This is a genomic window from Roseivirga sp. UBA838, from assembly GCF_002296035.1.
GTDB classification, from domain to species: Bacteria; Bacteroidota; Bacteroidia; order Cytophagales; family Cyclobacteriaceae; genus Roseivirga; species Roseivirga thermotolerans.
Genome location: NZ_DBHC01000010.1, coordinates 147,471 through 167,674, shown reverse-complemented (window position 1 = coordinate 167,674; position 20,204 = coordinate 147,471). Strand labels below are relative to the sequence as shown.

Below are 20,204 nucleotides of genomic sequence, written 5' to 3'. Positions count from 1 at the left end.
TATTAGATGAATATCAGCCATTTATAAACACATAGCAACATCGATCCGGCAGACCATTAACTTAGAATAGTTCAATTTAATAAATATACACAGTATGACTACCCGGGCCAGATTACGAGTATCGTAGAGTACCCAACAGAAATTAAAATGTGAACGACAAAAGCCTTACCACTTGAGGCCTTGCATTAATTTTGGAAGTAGCAGAACGATTTTAATCTTTTGCCTGAAAATTTTTTTCAACTTTTTTACCTTGTTAATTCTTGTTAAATGCTTCTGAATCAGCCGCACTAACTTTCAATTTCCCACATATTTGCCCTGCTTTACCTCCTGCACACCAACATTTATCGCTCATATAAAGTATAGTGTAGGTGGTTCATTGTATTTCTTTATTTTAGCGCGCATTAAGTATTAATATCATGGAAGAGGTTGTATCGAACGATTTAAAAAAAGAGCATCAGGAAAAAATAAAACGTGTTGCCTCTGAAGTAGGCAAAATAGTGGTGGGCCAGGAGTACATGGTAAACCGTCTCATGGTTGGGCTTTTTACCAACGGACACGTTTTGCTAGAGGGTGTTCCCGGTATAGCCAAAACCCTTACGGTTAATACGCTGGCCGATGTTCTGCACCTGGACTTTCAACGGATTCAGTTTACACCTGACTTGTTGCCGGCCGATCTGATTGGTACCATGATATACAACCAAAAAAAGGCTGAGTTTGAAGTAAAGAAAGGCCCCATCTTTGCCAACGTAATTCTGGCCGATGAGGTAAACCGTGCCCCCGCCAAGGTACAGTCGGCACTGCTTGAGGCCATGCAGGAAAAAACGGTAACCATTGGCGAGAGCAGTTATAAGCTCGATCGCCCGTTCCTTGTATTGGCTACTCAGAACCCGGTGGACCAAGAGGGAACATACAGCTTACCGGAAGCACAGATTGACCGATTTATGCTGAAAGTGAAGGTTGACTACCCTTCTAAAGATGAGGAGCTGGAAGTAATGAGACGTATGTCTAACATGCGTTTTCAACCACAGCTGGAAACACTACTTACGAAAGAAGATATTTTCTCCATTCGAGACGAAGTTAACCAGGTCTCTATCTCCGAGTCGCTCGAACGTTATATTATAGAGTTGGTATTTGCTACCAGAAAGCCAAAAGACTACGGCCTGAATGATGAGGCCTACTACATGCAGTTTGGTGCATCGCCCAGAGCGAGTATAAACTTGAACCTTGCAGCCAAAGCCATTGCCTTCTTTGACCAACGCGACTATGTGTTGCCAGAAGATATTAAGGAAATAGCCAGCGATGTTCTGAACCACAGAATTATACTGAACTATGAGGCCGAAGCAGACGGAATAACCACGGAGCAAATCATCCAAAAACTGCTCACCAAGATTCCTATCAACCATTAATTCTTAGGTTAACATTCCGTTAATACAATTAACCTATTCATAAACGGAATGACAACTATTCTTAACAAAGGCGTAAACGCTTTGTAAAAGCGATAGAGTTTTTTTGTGTCAAAATTTTAAACCTAATCAAAGACATGAAAGACTCTGTTAAACTTTTAAACCTACTATTAGCCTTTGTGCTCGTTCTGGGTATCTCTTCTTGTGGAGACGATGAACCGGAAATTGATGGCCCTAGCGTAACGCAGCCTGATGCTGTTAGCGTGACTGAAGGTGAAAGTACTACCATTACTTTCTCGGCTACAATTGCAGCTGGCTACGCCAGCAACTCAGTTACTGCTACAGGTGGAACTGCCGAAGTAACTGAAGCACCAGAAGCTGGTGCCACGACAGGAACTTTTACCATTAGCTTTCAGGCTACCACCGCAGGAGCAGGCTCTGTAACTCTTACTGTCGTAGATGCCAATGGCAAATCAGGCAATAACACCGCTGTTATTACTATTGAACAAGAGCCTACTACCATCACTGTTTCTGATAATATTTCGGGTACAGAAACCTGGGAAACAGGAAAAACTTACATTCTTGGTGGCAGAATTACTGTACTATCTGGCGCGACACTTAACATTCAGCCTGGAGTAGTTGTAAAAGGTCAGGCCGGAACGGGTGCCAACGCTACCGCTCTTTTGGTAGCGAGAGGTGGTAAACTGAACGCTGCCGGAACCGCTTCAATGCCAATCATTTTCACTTCTATTGCAGATGAAATTACTCCGGAAGACGTGGCTGCCGGAAACTTTGCCAGCCCTAACCTGACTGCCGATGTAAGCGGCCTTTGGGGTGGTGTTATCATTCTTGGAAAAGCCAAAATTTCGGCTTCGAATAAAACTTCAGGATCTGACGTGAGCGAAGTACAAATTGAAGGTATCCCAACCTCTGACTCTAACGGTCTTTATGGTGGTAATGATGACGATGATAACTCAGGAACCATCACTTACATCTCTATTCGCCATGGTGGATCTAACATCGGTAACGGTAACGAAATCAACGGATTAACCCTTGGTGGTGTTGGTAGAGGTACTACCATCAACCATGTAGAAGTTGTGGCCAACCAAGACGATGGTATCGAATTCTTTGGCGGTACTGTAAACGTAAACAATGCAGTGGTTTGGAACATCAACGATGACGGTATAGACACTGACCAGTCTTGGGCCGGCAAGTTGGAGAACTTTGTAGTAATTGCTCCTAATACCTCTGAGGCACACTGCTTTGAGCTAGATGGTCCTGAAGGTACTTATGAGGCCGGACATACCATTAAAAATGGTACAGTAGTGGCTAGCGCAGGCGACAGAAAAGCTACAGATTTGATCAACGTAGACGACAACTCTATTGTGGCTCTTGAAAACATCTTTATCACGGGCCTCAAAACAGGTCAGGATATCAACAGAACTACAGCCAGTGGTGTGACTTTCACAAAAATTGAATTGAACGTTCCTTCTGGTTCTACTTTACAAGACTTTGTAACTGGTACTATTCCATCGGGTGTTACTGCTGCTGCTACACCAAGTGCAGGAGTTGGTGCAGACCTGTCAGTATTTGCCTGGACTTGGGCTTCTACTGCCACTGAATGGCCTGGTAACTAATTCATATAAAATCAAAAAGGCTTGATCACTTTTCAGGTGATCAAGCTTTTTTATTAAGCCAACAAGCCAAATAGCACCAAAAAGAATAAACCCACACACGAGCAAGAACATTACTAATTGATAAACTATATGAACAAGTTTTACTTAAAACTTCTACTTTTTCTAACCGCCTTTTCGAGTACGGCTTTTGCCCAGCAGGGTATTATTAGAGGAACTGTATACGATGAAGGTTCTGGAGAAACGCTCATTGGTGTAACGGTGTTGGCAAAAGGCACCAATTACGGAGCCATTACCGACTTTGATGGTAAGTTTGAAATCAAAGCTCCGGTTGGTACTTACGACATTCAGTTTTCATTTATTTCTTTCGAAACCATTGTAATTAGTGGAGTTGAAGTAACAGCCGACAAGCCTGTGATCTTCAACAACATTCGAATGAAAGAAGCCATCTCTGAGCTTGGCGAAGTGGTGGTTACTGCTGAAGCCGTAAGAAACTCAGAAGCTATAGTAGCCATTACTAAAAAGAAGGCCATTAACCTACTGGATGGTATGTCGGCTGCCAGCTTTAGTAAAATTGGAGACTCTGACGCCTCAGAGGCAGTAAAAAGAATTACCGGAGTTTCGGTAGAAGGAGGCAAGTACGTGTACGTTCGTGGCCTTGGCGACCGATACACTAAAACTACTCTGAACAATGTAGACATCCCCGGGCTGGATCCTGACAGAAACAGCTTGCAAATGGATATTTTCCCTACCAACCTCATCGACAACATGATGGTGTACAAAACGGCCATTGCAGAACTATCGGCCGATTTCACCGGAGGTGTGGTAAATATTGAGACCAAAGATCTTCCGGACGAAAAAATTCTGGATGTATCGCTAAGTGTAAGTTACAATCCTAACATGCACTTTAACAGAGACTTTATTATGGGCAATACAGGCTCTACCGACTTCCTTGGTTTTGACGATGGTACCCGAGCTCTGCCGGATCAGGCTCGCCAGGAGCGCATTCCGAGCCCTATTAACAGAAATAGCGGACAAGAGATATACAACTTCTTAAAGCAGTTTGACCCTACTTTGGGTGCTACTCAACAAACCAGCTTTATGGACTACAGCCTTTCGTTTACCTCTGCCAATCAATACGATATCTGGGGTTCTCATAAGCTAGGCTACATATTTTCAGCCAGCTACAAGAGCAACACCGTTTTCTACGATGATGTGATTTACGGAGAGTATCAGCGCTATGTAGACCCTAACAATACCAACCTGCGCTATGCCACCATTCAAAATGGTGTGAAAGCAGAACGAAACGTGCTTGGCGGAATTTTGGCCGGACTGGCCTATAAGACCGATATGTCTAAATTTAAATTCACCGCTCTTCACCTTCAGAACGGTATTAACACTGCTGGTCAGTTTTATATAGACAACGATGGTGAAGCCATTGGCCAATCGGGCTACAAAGCTTACTCTAACAACCTGGAGTACAATCAGCGAGGCCTTACCAACTTCTTGTTGAACGGTGAACACCACCTGGGTGACGGCAAATGGGATATTGACTGGAGAGTATCGCCTACGTTCTCAAACATTCAAGACCCCGATGTAAGAAAAACCGCCTTTACCTACAGCAATACAGATACTACTTTCTCGGCTGGTGCCGGAGGTAACCCAAGCCGAATTTGGAGAGAGCTGGAAGAAGTAAACTGGGTAGCCAAATTTGATATTACCCGAAACAGCCAGGCCTTTGGCAGAGATGCTAAATACAAGTTTGGCTCAAGCTACATTTACAAAGAAAGAGACTACGAAATTCTGAGCTACGATCTTCAGTTCTTTGGAGCTCAACCCGACTTTGGTATCGACCCTAATGCAGTGTGGCAAGACCAATATCTGTATCCTAACGGAACCATATACCTGAACTCAGGAAACAACACCCCTAACCCTAATGCCTACAACTCCAATAGCAAAAACTACGGGGTATATGTTTCTACAGAGTTGAACCCAACCGCTAAATTAAAGGCCGTTCTTGGCCTTAGAGGTGAGAAGTTTATTCAGAGACACACCGGGCGCGATGTAGAATATGCCAACTTGGGTAGTGGTAACAATCTGGAAAACGAAGTGGTTATTGATGACTTCGATCTTTTCCCTAGTGTAAACCTTGTGTATGCGGTTAATGACGATCAGAATGTAAGGCTTTCATACTCCAAAACCATTGCCAGACCATCATTCAAAGAGTTGTCGTTTGCTCAGATCATTGACCCACTAACCAACCGTATTTTTAACGGAGGTTTATTCCAGTACAGCGACTGGGACGGTCAGCTGGGTGTAACCCGAATAAATAACTTTGACCTGAGATGGGAGATCTTCTTCCCAGGAACCGAAATACTTTCAGTAAGTGCTTTCTACAAAACTTTTGACGACCCAATAGAGTTGGTACGAATTCCTGAGCAACAAACCAGTACAGAGTATCAGCCAAGAAACGTAGGAGATGGCCGCGTATTAGGAGGCGAAGTAGAGTTTAAGAAAGACCTTTCGTTCCTTACTCCGGCACTTAGCAACTTCTACATTGGCACCAACGTAACCGTTGTGAACTCAGAAATTACCATGACCGACAGAGAATACAACGCTCGTTTGCAGTATGAGAAAAATGGTGAGAATGTGAAGAACACAAGAAACATGGCCGGACAAGCGCCATTCATCATCAATACAAGCATTGGCTACGAAAACTTTGACAATGGCCTAGATGCCGGTCTATTCTACAACGTAAAGGGCTCTACCCTGTACATTGTAGGTGGTGGTTTGTTCCCCGATGTATATACCGAGCCTTTCAACAGTCTGAACTTTAACCTGAACAAGACTTTTGGTAAAGAAAGAAACATGTCGTTCAACTTTAGTATATCCAACATTCTGAACGATCAGAGAGAAGAAGTTTACAGAGGGTACCAGGCCGATGATCAGCCGTTTACCTTCTTTAGCCCCGGCCGTTCATTTGGTCTTGGCCTAAAGTATTCTTTCTAAAAAGACAGTTTATTCAATTAGATAACCCTGGTTCCTGCTCACGGAATCGGGGTTTTTTTATGCCTTTTTCCTTTCCTCAGGCCTATTCGGCTGGTGCTACCATAAATTGTTTTATTTTTATTGCTAATCCATCTAAAGACACTCTAATGAAACGGCTCATTTTCTTCGTCTTATTTTTAGGGTTGGCCTCATATATTACGGTTCAATACCTCAAGGACCGCAGGTTCAACCCCCCTGCGGCTTACGACTATGAAATATCTGATGCCATTGACACTGAATTTTACGACTCAACCGTAATACAGCAATATTATAAGCTCGCTCTCGATGCAGGCAGCTATGCCCGTTCGCTATGGAACAACGATGGCATAGACGTGCGGTACATGGATCGAGAAGATTTTGAGTCTACTCAAGCCACAGACTATTACAATACCTTATTGCAAACCGTCATTTGGCTGGAAAAGAAACTGGAAAGATCGAAACGGCTAAGAGACCAGGGCTACAGCACGGACGAAATAAGACTGATGATGGAATACAACTTAAGTCCTGAAGACATTGCGCTAAGCCGCAACCAGTCGTTGGTAGGGCTCAAAATTGGTGATACCGGAGCAGACGTGTGGGAACTGCAAAGGCTTATTAATAGCAAAGCCGATAGTATTCCACAAGATGGTATTTTTAGCACCATTACCCGAAACAGACTTCGCGAGTTTCAGAAAAACAACAACCTTTACCCCTCTGGCGAGGTAGATGAAAAGACCTTAAAAACTTTACTGAAATAATACTATGGCAAAGAAAGAAGAAGCCCCTAAAGCACCTGCCAACCCGGCAAGTGATCCGAAAATAGAAGCTGTAAAGCAGCTCATTTTTGGAGAGAACATGCAACAGTACGACAACGAGTTCAATGAGATCAAAAACCTCATTAAGAAAACCCGTACCGAAATAGAAAGCGAGCTCAACGAAACACGCGATGCGCTCAACAAACTCATTAATCAAACCAAAGACGCCCTTACCAACGAAATTCAGGATCTAAGAAGCGATATGAACAAGAAAGTAACGCAGCTCAGAGCCGACATGGACGAAACTGTGGCCGACCTGGAAGACCGCAAACTTAACCGTAAACTTCTGGGTACTCTGTTACAGGAAATGGGCAAACAGATTGCAGAATAACACCATTCTATGAGTCGGGGACCGGGCTTTGAGCAACTTCGAAAAATTCTCCTGGAGCAAGACTGGGAAGAACGGGAAGAGCTTGCCCATAAGCTGGAAGACCTCACCGACCAACTCAATAACCGGGAGCGGCTCGAAGAAAAAATTCAGCCCATACTTAAAGATGAAGCCGACCGGTTTTACCAACAGTTTCCGGTGGTTTATGGCCCGGAAATTACCAAATCCATTAAACAACAAATACAAGAGTCGCAAGATGAGGTGGTAGAGGCACTCTATCCCATCATTGGCCGAATGATTAAAAAGTACATTGCCAGTGAAATTCAGAAGCTCTCTGATAAAATAGATGCCCAAATGGAATTGGCCTTCTCTTGGGAAGGCTGGAAGATGCGCATTAAGGCGTGGTTTTCGGGCACCTCACAAAAAGACGTTATTCTATCTAAAGTGATTGAGCCGAAAATCGATGAAATACACGTTATCGAAAAAAATTCAGGCCTGTTGCTCGGTAGCTACTCAAAAAAGCCAAACCTAGATCGCGACATGGTTGCCGGAATGCTCACCGCCATTAAATCGTTTGTAGAAGACGCCTTCCAGTCAGACTCTCAGGAGCTTGAAAGTATAGATTATCAAAACCATAAGATCATAATCAAAAGCTTTAAATCGTTCTTTATTGCCGTAGTATGCACCGGCACCATTAGCAGTGCCTTTAAAGATAAGGTAGACGATGAGCTTCTGGGCTTCTCCGAAAAAGTGCTTAAAAAAGCCCGAAAAGGATCAGAAGAGCCCGTAAAACCGGAAATGATTGAGAAGGGACTGGAAGAACACTTCCAGGATTTTGAAGAACTGAATGAATAAGAAAGTAATACTTGTTGGCCATTTTGGAGTAGGGAAAACCTCCCTGGTCAGGCGCTTTGTACACAGTCAGTTTTCAGAAGAATACATTACCACTATTGGTGTAAAAATAGATAAGAAGACCGTCACTCTCAATGGCCGAATGGTAACGCTGCTTATCTGGGATATTGCCGGAGAAGATGCTCAGCATAAAGTACCACAAAGCTACAGACTGGGAGCTCACGGAGTGTTGTACGTGATAGATGTAAGCCGGCCCTCGTCTTATCAAGACCTAATTACCGAGCTTACAGCCATTCAGGAATTATTGCCCGGTGTTCCCGTAGAAATACTGGCCAACAAACGAGATCTGGTATCTGAAGAAGAGTGGCAGCATGTACAAGAGCAAATCCTCCCCTTTAAGGCTATTGCTACTAGCGCCAAAACGGGAGAGTACGTAGAAGAAGCATTTATTAGGCTTACTGAACGTATGGTGGTATGAGCGAGCGGCTAGACTCCATTAAGCTAGAGCAACTTGGGCCAAAGTGCCAGGTAGTGCTCTTCGATGAGCAGGGGCTGGTAAGCGAAAGCTGCAATACCCTACTCACCATAAACAAATCCGTTCCTCTGTTCGAACAGTTCGACTTTCTATTGAGCCTGCAAGACGTTTTAAAAAGTCTCCAATCCGAACCATTGGTATTCGATCTGGTAGAGTGGCACGAACAGAAAGAAGCCCTTTTCTCCATTACCTTTCAGAGAAAATCGGCCAAGCAATGGTTGTGGTTCATAGTAGACCGAAGCCACGAACGAGAACAAATTCTCACCGTTCAGCAATCGCGCAACAACGCGGCCATCAATGAAGAAGTGTTGGCCATACAACAGAAGTACCTGGAAGCAGAAAAGAAGCTACTAGCCTACCGAAACGATGAATTGCTGCGGATTCAAAAATTTAAGCAGCGATTCTTCGCTGAGGTTAGCCACGAAATGCGCACCCCACTACACAGCATTACAGGTTTGGTAAAGCTACTGGAAACTACCAAGAGTCAGGATGTGCCCAGCCTGCTTCATGCATTAAAGGCCACATCGCAACACCTCAACCATGTAATCAATGATGTGCTCGATCTTTCTAAAATTGAAGAAGGCAAGCTACAACTCGAAGAACTCGCTTTTGAACTAAAAGACATTCTCGACTCTATTGTAAGAGGCTTTACACTGAGTACTCAGGAAAAAGGAATAGTTCTTGAAACCACCATTGCCCCAGGAGTGCCGCAAATTATTGTTTCCGACCCCATCAGACTCTCCCAGGTACTGTATAATCTCATTGGCAATGCCATAAAGTTTACCCATTCGGGGAGCGTTACCCTTGCCGTAGAACCAGTGAGCCAAAAGGCCAAGTCGCTTCGCCTCAAATTTTCTGTGCACGATACAGGTGTGGGTATGAGCGAGGAAAGTATTGCTAAAATTCTGGAACCCTTTACTCAGGTAGAAGGACAAAGCTTTTATGAATATGGTGGCACCGGGCTGGGTATGGGTATTGCCCAGGGAATTATTGAAACAATGGGGGGGCACCTGAAAATTAAGAGCGAATTGGGCAAAGGCACCTCCATGTGGTTCTCTATTGACTGTAAGCCGGGAGAGGTTACTCAGTATACCACCCGCGACTATCTGGAAGAACCCTCGGCTGCCTCTCTGCAAAACCTAAGGGTACTTTTTGCAGAAGATGACGCCATGAGCACCATGATGCTCAAGCAATATGCCGATAATTGGGGGCTATCGGCCCGCTTTGTAGAAACGCTGCCTGATCTGAAAGCCCTACTTTGGTCTGAAAGCTACGACTTGCTTGTGTGCGACCTCCATCTTGGCGATGATCACTCGGCAGGCCTCATTGAAGAATTGCGGACAACGGCAGGGCCCAACCGCCAAGTCCCCATCATATTTTTATCGGGCGATGCTCAAAATAAGCACCCGGAACTTTCAAGCATATCGCAATGGGCCTATTTGGTGAAACCAGCCAACCCCAAAACCCTGGCTCTTAAAATAAGAGACATGGCCAAACCTAAACACAACACAATGAACGAATCGGTAGACTTAACACACTTAAAGAATTCGGCTCAGGGCAACTTGGCTTTCCTTATAGACCTGATTGAAACCATAATGGAAAACTTGCCCAAAGACTTACAGAAGCTCAAAGAAGCTCTGGACCAGCCCGATTATGAAACCTGCCGAAAAATGCTTCACAAAGTAAAACCGAGCATCGGCTATCTGGGAATACCCGATTTGCTGGAAGAACGCAACAGGCTTTATGACCTTGTTGCCGAACAACGGTTAAGCAAAGAGGAAGTTTTGCGCTTTGCAAACCGAATAGAGGCTGCACTCAGCGACCTGAAAAGACAGAAAGAAGAATTACAGTAGTCTTATTCCAAAACCTTAAGCTGCCCGGACTGCCTCACTCGGGCTTAGAATCACCGGCCATATTACAAACAAAACGGCTGCCCCACATCTGTCTAAAATGCTGAGGCAGCCGCCAAAGTTTTACGAATTATACCTTACTGGCCAACAAAGAACATGGCATTCACCATGAACAGCTTACCATTTTCCCAGAAAGCTCTGAAGAGTGGATTATCGGCCATATATACCACAGCACCACGGCCCACATTCTCCACACCAAATACCATGGACTTGGCCAGGGTCTTCTTGGCTTCTTCGCCAGCTACTCCGCTCACATACGCTGCCTCCGAATCAATGATGCCCACATTCCAGCCATTTGGCAGATAGGCATATCGGCTACCGTTATTTTTCAGTGTAAAGTAGTAATCAGGGTATCCGTAGCCCAATGGGTGGGTATTGTCTACCTTTAGCTTAAAGATAGCCCCCGGAAGCCTGAAGCTTTCAAACCTTGAACCTCTCTCGGCATAAGGGGTAAGAGCAATAGCCTCTTTCTCCTCATCCGATTGTCTGGAAGCTTCTTTTTGCTCAGCATCAGAAGCATAACGGCTCAGGTTAAAGCCTCCTTTACCCATAAAAGTATTCATAGCTCTTTCAATGGCTATAACCCTGCCGCCTCCACGAATCCAGGCAGTAAGCTCTTCCATTCGGCTCTCACTTAACATTCGACCATAAGAACCAGACGGCATTACTATTACATCGTAGTCATCCAGATTTACACGGCCAAAATCATCCGTATTCACCATGGTAATTGGGTAGTTCAACTCTTGTTCCATGAAATACCAGAACTCTCCAAAACCGAGCGAAGAAACCCCCTCGCCTCTAAGTGCCAAAATAGTAGGAGCCTTAATGAAAGGCACGTTGTTAGAGCCAAAGTCTTTTCCCGTATCTACAAAAGTGGTGGGTGTTGAGTAAAGCGATCGGCCAAACTTCTGCGCAGCTGCTTTTACCGCTTCATCGAAACGGCTACCCATGTGCGTGTTTCCTTTTCTGGTAATAATGAGCGTTCCTGCCGCATATTCTTTCCCGTTCACACTAAAGGGACTTGTTGCCAAACGTAGCTTAATTCCGGCTTTCATAATTTCGGCCAAAAACCTAGCGTCTTCCAGTGTTTCCCACTTAGCCAAATAGGCAGCAGGAGTAGTTCCCAGCTGCATTTCCGGAGCCGCATACATTGGTTTGCCTTCAGAAACAGACAGCCTTTCGGTGGTGGCAAAAGCCTCCAGGTCCATCATATAAGGAACAGCCCATGCGGTAATGTCATAAGTATCTGTAATACTGGCGTAAGTATCTGGCTCAAAAAAGGCCTGCACCAACACGGCCTTGGGCTGGTAGGTAGAAATCACGATGTCTCCATCCTGAACCGAAACGTTTTGGTTCTTTCCTGTTCTGTAAGCAAAGGCCGAAACCGGCTTTTTAGTACTGGAAACCCCATACCGAATCTGATGCCTGTTTAGGAAAGCCTCCAGAGCTTTGAGCTTATCGGGGTGATTGTTTCCCTTTATAATGTAGGTTTTATACTTGGCCTTAGGGTCGGTTGTGGCTTTCTCAAAGTAGGCCGCAAACTCATCTACCATACGTTCGTTGTACTGAGCAGCAATTTCTACGGTAGACATTCCGGTTGTAAAATGGTGGGCAATGGCATCGGAAAGCTTAAGGGTATCTCCCTCATCGGTAAGAATGGCCAGGTCGCTGCTGGCTTGCTCGTAAGTCATCCCTATGGCACCATTATACATTGGGTAAGAGTCGCCATAGCTTGGATAGAGTATATCAAAGTTTTCTTTGGTAAAGAACAACCAGCCGCTGGCATCGAAATATTTGGCGTGGTTTTTACCAATGATCTCCTGAAACTGACGCTGCCAGGGGGTTACTTGTTCGTGAACAGGCTCGGCAGCCGGAGCAAAATAGTAGGGGCTGTTACTTCCCTGCTCATGGAAATCTACATGTATGTGGGGTAAAATGGTGTTATAGAGCTTCATGCGCTGCTGAGACTCTATTTGCTTTTGCCAGGCCCAATCGCGGTTCAAATCAAAGAGGTAGTGGTTGGGTCTTCCTCCGGGCCATGGCTCGCTATGTTCAGCCGCCTCGGGACGAGGGTTAGGGGTGGTGCCTGCTACCTGGTTGATCCAGTTAGAGTAGCGGTCGCGGCCATCTGGGTTAATGCACGGATCCATGATAACCACCGTGTTTTTCAACCACTCTTTAGACTTGGCGTTGTCTGGTCGAGCCAGTTCATAGAGGGTTTTCATTGCGGTTTCGGTAGAGTTGGCCTCATTGCCGTGCACATTGTAGCTCAACCAAACAATACCCACTTTTTTACCGGAAGGCTCACCATCCATCAACTTGGCTCGCTTCAGGTTGTCTGTTCTTATCTGTTCCCAGTTGTCAATGTTTTCCTGAGCCGATAGGTATGCCACAATGAGTGGCCTCAACTCGTTAGTTTCTCCATACTTTTGGAGCTTTACGTTAGACAATTGAGAAGCCACGTGCTCATAGTAGTCTACGACCTTATAGTTGGGGGTAAAACGTGTACCTAGCTCGTAGCCTAAAAACTCACTAGGGCTCTTTATACCCTGCCCAAAAAGTGATGCGGAGAGTAAAAATAGTAGCGTGAAAATTGCAGATTTCTTCATTTCAGATTTGTTAAAGGCTTGGAATTTACTCTAAAAAGTAATGCTCACAAAACTGAAATGGGCAACTGGTCGGATTGATTATACCGAACGCTCCAAATGTTTAAGGAGAAGAGGGTTCAAAAACTATGGCTTTGGAGTAACGACCATTCTCACCAGAAGCGAAAAACACCCTGTTTTCTGAAAGTTCCACCAGCTCCATTACAAAAAAGTGTGAATAGAAAAAGCCTCCGTTTTGCTCTGCCCTTCCATGCTCAAGAAATACCCGCCCGCTTTGCTCGTCATACGTATAGTTTACAGTGGCCGATTCCGCAGTAGCGTCAGGCCAAAAGCATCGTACACTTCCAAGGCTCACTTCCACCGCAGTGGTATCGCTGCTAAACGTGTAGAGGTCGTCTTTGTAGCAATTATTAAAGCGGCTAAACTCGGTTTGGCTGTAGTTTTCATAAACCACCGATACCTTCCAGGTGCGGCCACTTTCTCCATGTAACGTTTGTAGTTGGTCTTTGGTAAATTTGAGCTCAGCCACAGGGGCATCGTCTGACTGGCAGGCTACGAGAAAAAGAAAAAATACAAGAGTGCCTGCAATACAAAAAGCCTTCAACATATAGGGAAATTTACCAAACGCCTGTAGTCAAATTACATGCCAACAATGGCCTTACATCTGGTATCAGGCAACTTCTTATGTACAATACGTTCTGAAATGTAATAAAACGTTCGGGTTTTATAACTTCGTTGTTGAAGAGTGAGCTTCAGCAAAAAACCATTAAGTCATTCCCGGAATTGAAAGCAGGCGAGTACCGATATTTTCTGGCCATAATACCTCCCCTAGAGTTATGCGATAAAATAGATAGCATTAAGCAAGAGTTTGCCGATGCTTACGGTTGCAAGGCTGCATTTCGCTCTCCTCCACATATTACATTGCACATGCCTTTTCAGTGGCGCGAAGCCAAAGAGGCCAGGTTGTTTGAAGCCCTCCGCTCGGCCGGTCCGTTTGAGCCTTTTACTATTACGCTCAATGGTTTTGGGGCTTTTGAGCCTCGCACCATTTTTATCGAGCCGGAGCCTTGCCCTCCTTTAATGAAAATGAACGAGAGCTTACTGCAAGCCACAAAAAGAAAACTGCACCTGTTTCATGCAGTTCATGCCGGGGGTTTTCATCCACACATTACGGTGGCTTTTCGCGATCTCAAAAAAGCTCACTTTACAGAAGCCTGGCCCTTCTATGCATCGCGAGTCTTTAAGGATGAGTTTGATGTAAAAAGTTTTTGGCTGCTAAAACACAATGGAAGTCGATGGCTGCCCTATGAGGAGTTTAGTTTCTGAGTTTTATGGAAACTCTAACTTCATCGCCTAAAATCAGATGGTTGCGCCCCACCCCAAAGTCGCGCCTGTTCAGCACAAACGAAACCGAAAATTCTTTCTGTCCTCCATCTCCATGGCTTATTAACAAAGGGGTGGTTATTGGCCGTATGGTGTTTTTTATATTAAGCTCGCCCTCCAGTACATAATTAGCGCCTTGCTTGTACACTTTGGTAGACTTAAAAGTCATTTTCGGGTAGTTCCCGGCATCAAAATACTTGGGCTTGAGCAAGTGCCTGTCGCGGGCCTTTATGCCGGTATCTATAGATGCAACATCTACCTCTGCTCTAAAAAAGGCGCTTTCAGGCTGCTGTCTATCAAACATATACTGAATGGATGAGCTGCGAAAAGTGCCCTCTACTGGAATACCGGCATTGTTTATGGCAAAGCGTACCTCAAGCTCCTGTGCCTGAAGAGAAGCGCAGGCCATATATAGCAGGAAAAAGCTAATTCTTATACCCATCAATTACACTGCCGTCTGCTATAAGGTCTACAAAGTCTGTCAGTTTTAACTCCAGCTCGGTAGGTCCTACAGAATATGGGGCTATTTCGTAGGGATTGAAATAAAAAACGAGGCTCTTGTTAATGATCGCAAAGTTTTCATTGAGGCTAAACTGCCCCTCATCGAACCAAAATCCCCCTTCCTGAAGGCTCATTTCAGGAGGTATTTCGCGGGTCATGCGAAACTCAATTTCGGCTGCCGGATAGAGTTTGGCCTCGTAGTTTTCTACCAGTAGCTGATCGAGGGTAATGGGGTCTCCGGTGCGCAAATCGTAGCTTCTATACACCTGGCCAGAGTTGGGGTGAGCTCCTCCCGTGTAGGAATATACCGTGGTGGCTACACTAATGAACAGACTGTCTTGGTAAAGGATATCGCTGTTGACCTCAAAAACCCAGGCATTATTATAATCAGGAAAATCGCTGATCATGCTTGTATAGTCTGCATTGAGCTCTTCTTTGAGTTCTTTAAAGCTGCCCGGTTTGTTGCTAATAAATGACGAAGAGAGAATGTCTTTCTCTATATGGTAATTGAGCTTCTCCGCCACAGACTGAGGCACAAGACCGGTAATTACCGGAAACTCTACCTGAAAAATAAGACATTGCCTTTGAGCACTGTCACTTTTGCAAGGGCCCATCATCTCTGTAAAGGATGAAATCTCGTAGTTGACAAACTTGCGAATAGCCTTCGGCTCAAGCGGGGTGTTTTCCGAGGCTTTCTTTTCGAAGGAACACGCAGCCACTAAGACCGCCAATACGAAAAAGCAGAATACTCTCTTCACTGATTAAATTTAAAGGTTTTGATGTTTCTGTTTTTATCGAGACGATAGCTGTAAACTTTGCCCCTCACTTTAAAATGAACAATGTTCTGCTGATCGTCAAACACATCCATTAGTGCAAGGTTAGACAGCTCCACTTCTTTCAGAGCTTCAACACCTTTTATCTCGTAATAGCACCAGCGGGCATCGCCCTCCAGTTCCGAGCCCACATAATAAATGCTCTTTTCTTTTCCATTCACCACAAAGAAAACCTTTTGTTTTAGGTAGCTGCCAATAAGGCTATCTAGCCGTGCCGCATCTTGCGGATCTACGGTATCAACCGACTCAAGTCCGTGAAAATCAGCCAGTGCGTCTTCCAGATCGTCTGAGAATATACGCTGGCTTACCTGTATAGATTTTGCCTGCGCATTGTACTCGACATCTACCACACTCACATGAAAAGGATGAAACCCACTGAATATCAACAAAAACACCAAATGTGTAAGCTTCAATTGCATGAACAATACTTTTTTATGCCCATTCAAAATTAAGCTTTATTATTGCATTCCTAGGAAGTTGTTGGACACATTGATATGAAAATATGAGCCAGTTTGGCACTTATCTCGAGGTAGGCTATAGACACATCATAGACCAGAACGCATATGACCATATTCTTTTTGTCATTGCATTGTGTGCTATTTACGTTGTTCAGGATTGGAAAAAAGTACTTATTCTGGTAACGGCCTTTACCATTGGCCACTCCATTACTCTAGCCCTGAGTACGCTCAACATTGTTAACTTCAGAACCGACATTATTGAGTTTCTTATTCCGGTAACCATTTTTATTACTGCCGTTTCCAACCTGTTTAAAAAACATGGTTCTGCCCCTTCTAAATTCAATAGCAACTATTTCTATGCGCTATTTTTTGGCCTCATTCATGGCTTAGGGTTCAGCAATTATCTCAAAAGCCTTTTGGGCAGGGAAGAAAACATATTTACACCGCTTTTGGCATTTAATGTAGGCCTCGAATTGGGGCAAATTTTAATAGTGGTGTTCTTTATAATCACCTCATTTGTTTTTGTGGGGTTGTTTAACGTGGCTAGACGCGACTGGAACATGATTGTATCATCGGCAGTGGCCGGGATAGCCATCATTTTAATGATCGAAACTAAATTTTGGTAAACTAAACTAACATGAAGAGAATCATCTATTCTTTGGTGGCTTTCTGTATACTGGGAGGTAGTGCTTTTGCCCAGATTGTAAACAGTAACCACGGAAAAAGATTTGAGCAGCTAGAACGAATGCTGCGCGACCCCAGCATGTACAGAAGTGCTTCCGGAGCTCCGGGGCCCAAGTACTGGCAACAACGGGCCGACTACAAAATTGAAGCGACCCTGAATGATGAAAATCAACGACTGGATGGCTACGAAACCATTACTTACTTTAACAATTCGCCAGATCCGCTGACCTACCTGTGGTTGGCATTGGACGAAAACGTAAGACATCCGGACAACGATTCATACAAGTTTGACGAAAGCAGCATCAGACCCAGAATGACCTATGACCAAATTGACGCTCTTGATGGGCACGACAACGACTGGGGATTTCATATTACAGAGGTTACTGATGCCAAAGGCAGCCAGTTGCCTTACACCATCAACCAAACTATGATGCGAATAGACTTGCCTCAGGTACTTAAACCGGGCGAGAAAATATCGTTCAACATTCGCTGGTGGTACAACACAACCCCTAGAAACGAATCGGGAGCACGTGGTGGTCATGAGTATTTTCCGGAAGACGGCAACTATATTTATACCATTACGGGGTGGTTTCCACGCATGGCGGTTTACTCCGACTTTCAGGGCTGGAACAACAAACAGTTTACCGGCCGTGGTGAGTTTGCCCTCACCTTTGGAAACTACGATGTGAAAATGACAGTACCGTCTGACCACATTGTTGGCTCAACCGGCTGGTTGCAAAACCCTAAAGAAGTGCTCAACGCAGAGCAACAGAAGCGATGGGCTCAGGCTCAAAAAACCTTCGATGAACCGGTGAAAATTGTAACTCTCGAAGAAGCCAAAGCCAATGAAAAGGAAAAAGCTTCAGGCACTAAAACCTGGCACTACAAGGCAGAAAATGTGAGAGACTTTGCCTGGACATCTTCCAGAAAGTTTGTTTGGGATGCCATGGCTGTAGACATTGAAGGCAGCGAAAAGCACCCAATGGCTATGTCTTACTACGCCAAAGAAGCCTATGGTATTTATGAGCGTTACTCTACCAAAGTAGTAGCTCACACGCTCAAAACTTATTCTAAATATACCATTCCTTATCCTTATCCTGTGGCAATTTCTGTAGAGGCTTCGAACGGAATGGAGTATCCAATGATTTGCTTTAACTATGGTAGAACTTTGCCTGACGGTACCTACTCAGAGTCTACCAAATGGGGTGCTATTGGTGTAATTATTCACGAGGTAGGACATAACTTCTTCCCTATGATTGTGAATTCTGACGAACGCCAGTGGACCTGGATGGATGAGGGGCTTAACACTTTTGTTCAGTATTTGACAGAGCAGGAGTTTGACAACAACTACCCTCACCGAAGAGGGCCTGCCTATAAAATTGCGCCTTACATGGCTCTGCCCAAAGACCAGTTGGAACCCATTATGACCAACTCAGAAAACATAATAGGTTTTGGCAACAATGCCTACGCCAAGGCAGCCACTGGTCTCAATATTCTGCGCGAAACCATTATGGGTCGCGAACTGTTCGACTTCGCCTTTAAGCAATATGCACAGCGTTGGGCCTTCAAGCACCCAACTCCTGACGACTTGTTCAGAACACTGGAAGACGCTTCTGCGGTAGATATCGATTGGTTCATAAGAGGTTGGTACTTCACCATAGACCATGTAGACATTGCCATTGAAAACGTGAGATGGTATAAGCTAGACACCAAAAACCCGGAAATCGAGTATCCCATTGCTGCTGCCGAAGACGCTTTGGAAAATACCGATATAGCCGATAGTCGAAACCGCGAGGAAGGAATGAAGTTCTTAGTGGAGGAAGACCCCAAACTTCAGGACTTCTACCATACTTACGATGAGTTTGAAGTAACCGAAGAGGCGAAAAGAGCTTATCAGAGGTTTACAGCCTCCCTTTCGGCAGAAGAGAGAGCACTGTTGGGCGATAATAAAAACTTCTACGAAATTGAGTTTACCAACAAAGGCGGACTGGTAATGCCGCTAATCATTGAGTGGACTTATGTGGATGGTACCAAGGAAGTGGAGCGAATTCCGGCCTATATATGGAGAAAGAACGAAGAGCACATTACCAAAGCCTTTATGAAAGATAAAGAGGTGGTGCAAATTAGACTGGATCCTTACAGAGAAACGGCCGATACGGATGAAGACAATAACTACTTCCCGAGAGTAAGCAAGCCTTCTCGATTTGAGCTGTTCCGCTGGGGTGGTGGTGGAGCCAGAGGACAGTCTACTGGTTCTAACCCTATGCAAAGAGCCAACGGAGGCAACTAAAAACACCTAAACCGATATTGAGCGGGGGTGTCTTAAAAACCAAGTTAGCGTCACCCTGAACTTGCCTGCCCGCGGCAAAGGCAGGTTTCAGGGTCTTTATATCGCTGATAATCCAACTCATAGATTCTGAAATAAATTCAGAATGACGAGTTTTAAAGGTTTTTAAGACACCCTCGTTTTTTTATTCGGTAACTCTCCCAATTCATTGAAATAACTCCAGGAAAGCCTCTGAAAACTATTGGGAGAAATTGAATGGAAACATAGGATAGTTTCCTCTCCTGTATAGTGCCATGCCTCTATACAACCGGAGCTCACCCGGTAATAGAAAAATTAAGCAATGAGCTTTCTTTTCAAAGAGGGTCTTCTACGGTAGGCATAGTAGGCCATTACGTACTCAATAGCTTTTCGAATGGCCTCATTGATTGGGTAGCGGTGTGTGCCTAAGTCTGGGTCTATGGAACGGATTCTAAAATAATAGTCGCTCATCATTGGCACTTCGTTGCCCTGAATGCTCAAGGCCTGCGCATGAGCCACCTTTTCCGGCTGGGACTCCTTAATAATCTTACACGTAACGTACTTAGGCTCTCCGTTTTTTCCTTTCATGGCCGAATAGCCAAAAAGCCTGCAAATTAGCCCCCTGTGTACATACTGGCTGCAACTGCCTTTGTCCAGGCTGAGCGGCTTAGGTGCAAACAGAAGACAATACGGCTGCGCATTGGCCAACTGGGCATAGGCTTCATCAATACGTCTGGTCAAAAATAAGTCGAAAGCCAAAGGAAGAAACTCCAGAGGGGTAGCCTCAATATCAGGCTTAAAGCAACATTTGCCGCAGCCTGCCAGGCAGTTGATTTGGGTAGTCTTCTGAAAGGACCTGATCTCGATATCGAGTGCAGCAAAAACCCGTTCTACTGCCCTCACCTTGCGAACAACCGACATAAAAAGCGC

The 20,204-nt window shown here is 44.8% G+C and carries 17 protein-coding genes; 11 read left to right on the top strand and 6 right to left on the bottom strand.

Annotated features, from left to right (window positions below; translation table 11 throughout):
• The first annotated feature begins 416 nt into the window (after positions 1-416).
• The 8 genes from B3O12_RS03580 to B3O12_RS03545 all read left to right on the top strand — a co-directional run bounded on the left by B3O12_RS03580 (position 417) and on the right by B3O12_RS03545 (position 10,447).
• Entirely contained in the window at positions 417-1,406 is a 990-nt protein-coding gene (locus B3O12_RS03580) for an AAA family ATPase (protein WP_189628890.1), read from the top strand.
• A 134-nt stretch (positions 1,407-1,540) separates the two neighbouring features.
• Positions 1,541-3,040, top strand: a complete 1,500-nt coding sequence (locus tag B3O12_RS03575) for a hypothetical protein (RefSeq protein WP_286747436.1) — start codon at positions 1,541-1,543, stop codon at positions 3,038-3,040.
• Positions 3,041-3,169: 129 nt separating this feature from the next.
• Positions 3,170-6,046, top strand: coding sequence for a TonB-dependent receptor (locus tag B3O12_RS03570; RefSeq protein ID WP_189628888.1), 2,877 nt, complete (start codon positions 3,170-3,172; stop codon positions 6,044-6,046).
• Positions 6,047-6,192: 146 nt separating this feature from the next.
• Positions 6,193-6,822, top strand: a complete 630-nt coding sequence (locus B3O12_RS03565) for a peptidoglycan-binding domain-containing protein (protein ID WP_189628887.1) — start codon at positions 6,193-6,195, stop codon at positions 6,820-6,822.
• A gap of 4 nt (positions 6,823-6,826) precedes the next feature.
• A complete protein-coding gene (locus B3O12_RS03560) occupies positions 6,827-7,210 on the top strand; it encodes a hypothetical protein (protein WP_189628886.1) in 384 nt (127 codons plus the stop codon).
• 9 nt (positions 7,211-7,219) lie between these two features.
• Entirely contained in the window at positions 7,220-8,062 is an 843-nt protein-coding gene (locus tag B3O12_RS03555) for a hypothetical protein (protein ID WP_286747435.1), read from the top strand.
• Positions 8,055-8,537, top strand: a complete 483-nt coding sequence (locus B3O12_RS03550) for a Rab family GTPase (protein WP_189628884.1) — start codon at positions 8,055-8,057, stop codon at positions 8,535-8,537. The genes B3O12_RS03555 and B3O12_RS03550 overlap by 8 nt, the downstream gene beginning before the upstream one ends.
• Positions 8,534-10,447 (top strand): hybrid sensor histidine kinase/response regulator, encoded by a 1,914-nt coding sequence (locus tag B3O12_RS03545; RefSeq protein WP_286755324.1) that lies wholly within the window; start codon positions 8,534-8,536, stop codon positions 10,445-10,447. Before B3O12_RS03550 ends, B3O12_RS03545 begins: the two co-directional genes overlap by 4 nt.
• A 134-nt stretch (positions 10,448-10,581) precedes the next feature.
• On the opposite strand, the gene B3O12_RS03540 is transcribed toward B3O12_RS03545, so the two are convergent.
• On the bottom strand, positions 10,582-13,113 hold the full coding sequence (locus tag B3O12_RS03540) for a M14 family zinc carboxypeptidase (protein ID WP_286755323.1): 2,532 nt from the start codon (positions 13,111-13,113) through the stop codon (positions 10,582-10,584).
• Between the two features lie 100 nt (positions 13,114-13,213).
• Positions 13,214-13,717 carry a hypothetical protein gene (locus B3O12_RS03535; RefSeq protein ID WP_189628881.1) on the bottom strand — a complete coding sequence of 168 codons (504 nt, stop codon included), beginning with the start codon at positions 13,715-13,717 and terminating at the stop codon, positions 13,214-13,216.
• A gap of 128 nt (positions 13,718-13,845) precedes the next feature.
• On the opposite strand from B3O12_RS03535, the gene B3O12_RS03530 reads away from it, so the two are divergent.
• On the top strand, positions 13,846-14,436 hold the full coding sequence (locus tag B3O12_RS03530; protein ID WP_286755322.1) for a 2'-5' RNA ligase family protein: 591 nt from the start codon (positions 13,846-13,848) through the stop codon (positions 14,434-14,436).
• Here B3O12_RS03530 and B3O12_RS03525 read toward each other — a convergent pair.
• Genes B3O12_RS03525 through B3O12_RS03515 form a run of 3 tightly spaced genes read right to left on the bottom strand, consistent with a single transcriptional unit; the run spans position 14,426 to position 16,246 of the window.
• A complete protein-coding gene (locus B3O12_RS03525) occupies positions 14,426-14,935 on the bottom strand; it encodes a YceI family protein (RefSeq protein ID WP_286755321.1) in 510 nt (169 codons plus the stop codon). The two genes, B3O12_RS03530 and B3O12_RS03525, sit on opposite strands and share 11 nt — an antisense overlap.
• Positions 14,919-15,752 (bottom strand): DUF3298 and DUF4163 domain-containing protein, encoded by an 834-nt coding sequence (locus B3O12_RS03520; protein ID WP_286755320.1) that lies wholly within the window; start codon positions 15,750-15,752, stop codon positions 14,919-14,921. Before B3O12_RS03520 ends, B3O12_RS03525 begins: the two co-directional genes overlap by 17 nt.
• Positions 15,749-16,246: a DUF6702 family protein gene (locus tag B3O12_RS03515; protein WP_286755319.1), complete on the bottom strand. Its 498-nt coding sequence runs from the start codon at positions 16,244-16,246 to the stop codon at positions 15,749-15,751. Before B3O12_RS03515 ends, B3O12_RS03520 begins: the two co-directional genes overlap by 4 nt.
• 83 nt (positions 16,247-16,329) lie before the next feature.
• Here B3O12_RS03515 and B3O12_RS03510 point away from each other — a divergent pair, with 83 nt between their 5' ends.
• Both B3O12_RS03510 and B3O12_RS03505 read left to right on the top strand, forming a co-directional pair.
• Positions 16,330-16,911: a HupE/UreJ family protein gene (locus B3O12_RS03510; protein ID WP_189628876.1), complete on the top strand. Its 582-nt coding sequence runs from the start codon at positions 16,330-16,332 to the stop codon at positions 16,909-16,911.
• 11 nt (positions 16,912-16,922) lie between these two features.
• Positions 16,923-19,259 carry a M1 family metallopeptidase gene (locus B3O12_RS03505; protein ID WP_189628875.1) on the top strand — a complete coding sequence of 779 codons (2,337 nt, stop codon included), beginning with the start codon at positions 16,923-16,925 and terminating at the stop codon, positions 19,257-19,259.
• A 330-nt stretch (positions 19,260-19,589) separates the two neighbouring features.
• Here B3O12_RS03505 and B3O12_RS03500 read toward each other — a convergent pair whose 3' ends face one another.
• Positions 19,590-20,195 (bottom strand): YkgJ family cysteine cluster protein, encoded by a 606-nt coding sequence (locus B3O12_RS03500; RefSeq protein ID WP_189628874.1) that lies wholly within the window; start codon positions 20,193-20,195, stop codon positions 19,590-19,592.
• Positions 20,196-20,204 lie beyond the last annotated feature (9 nt).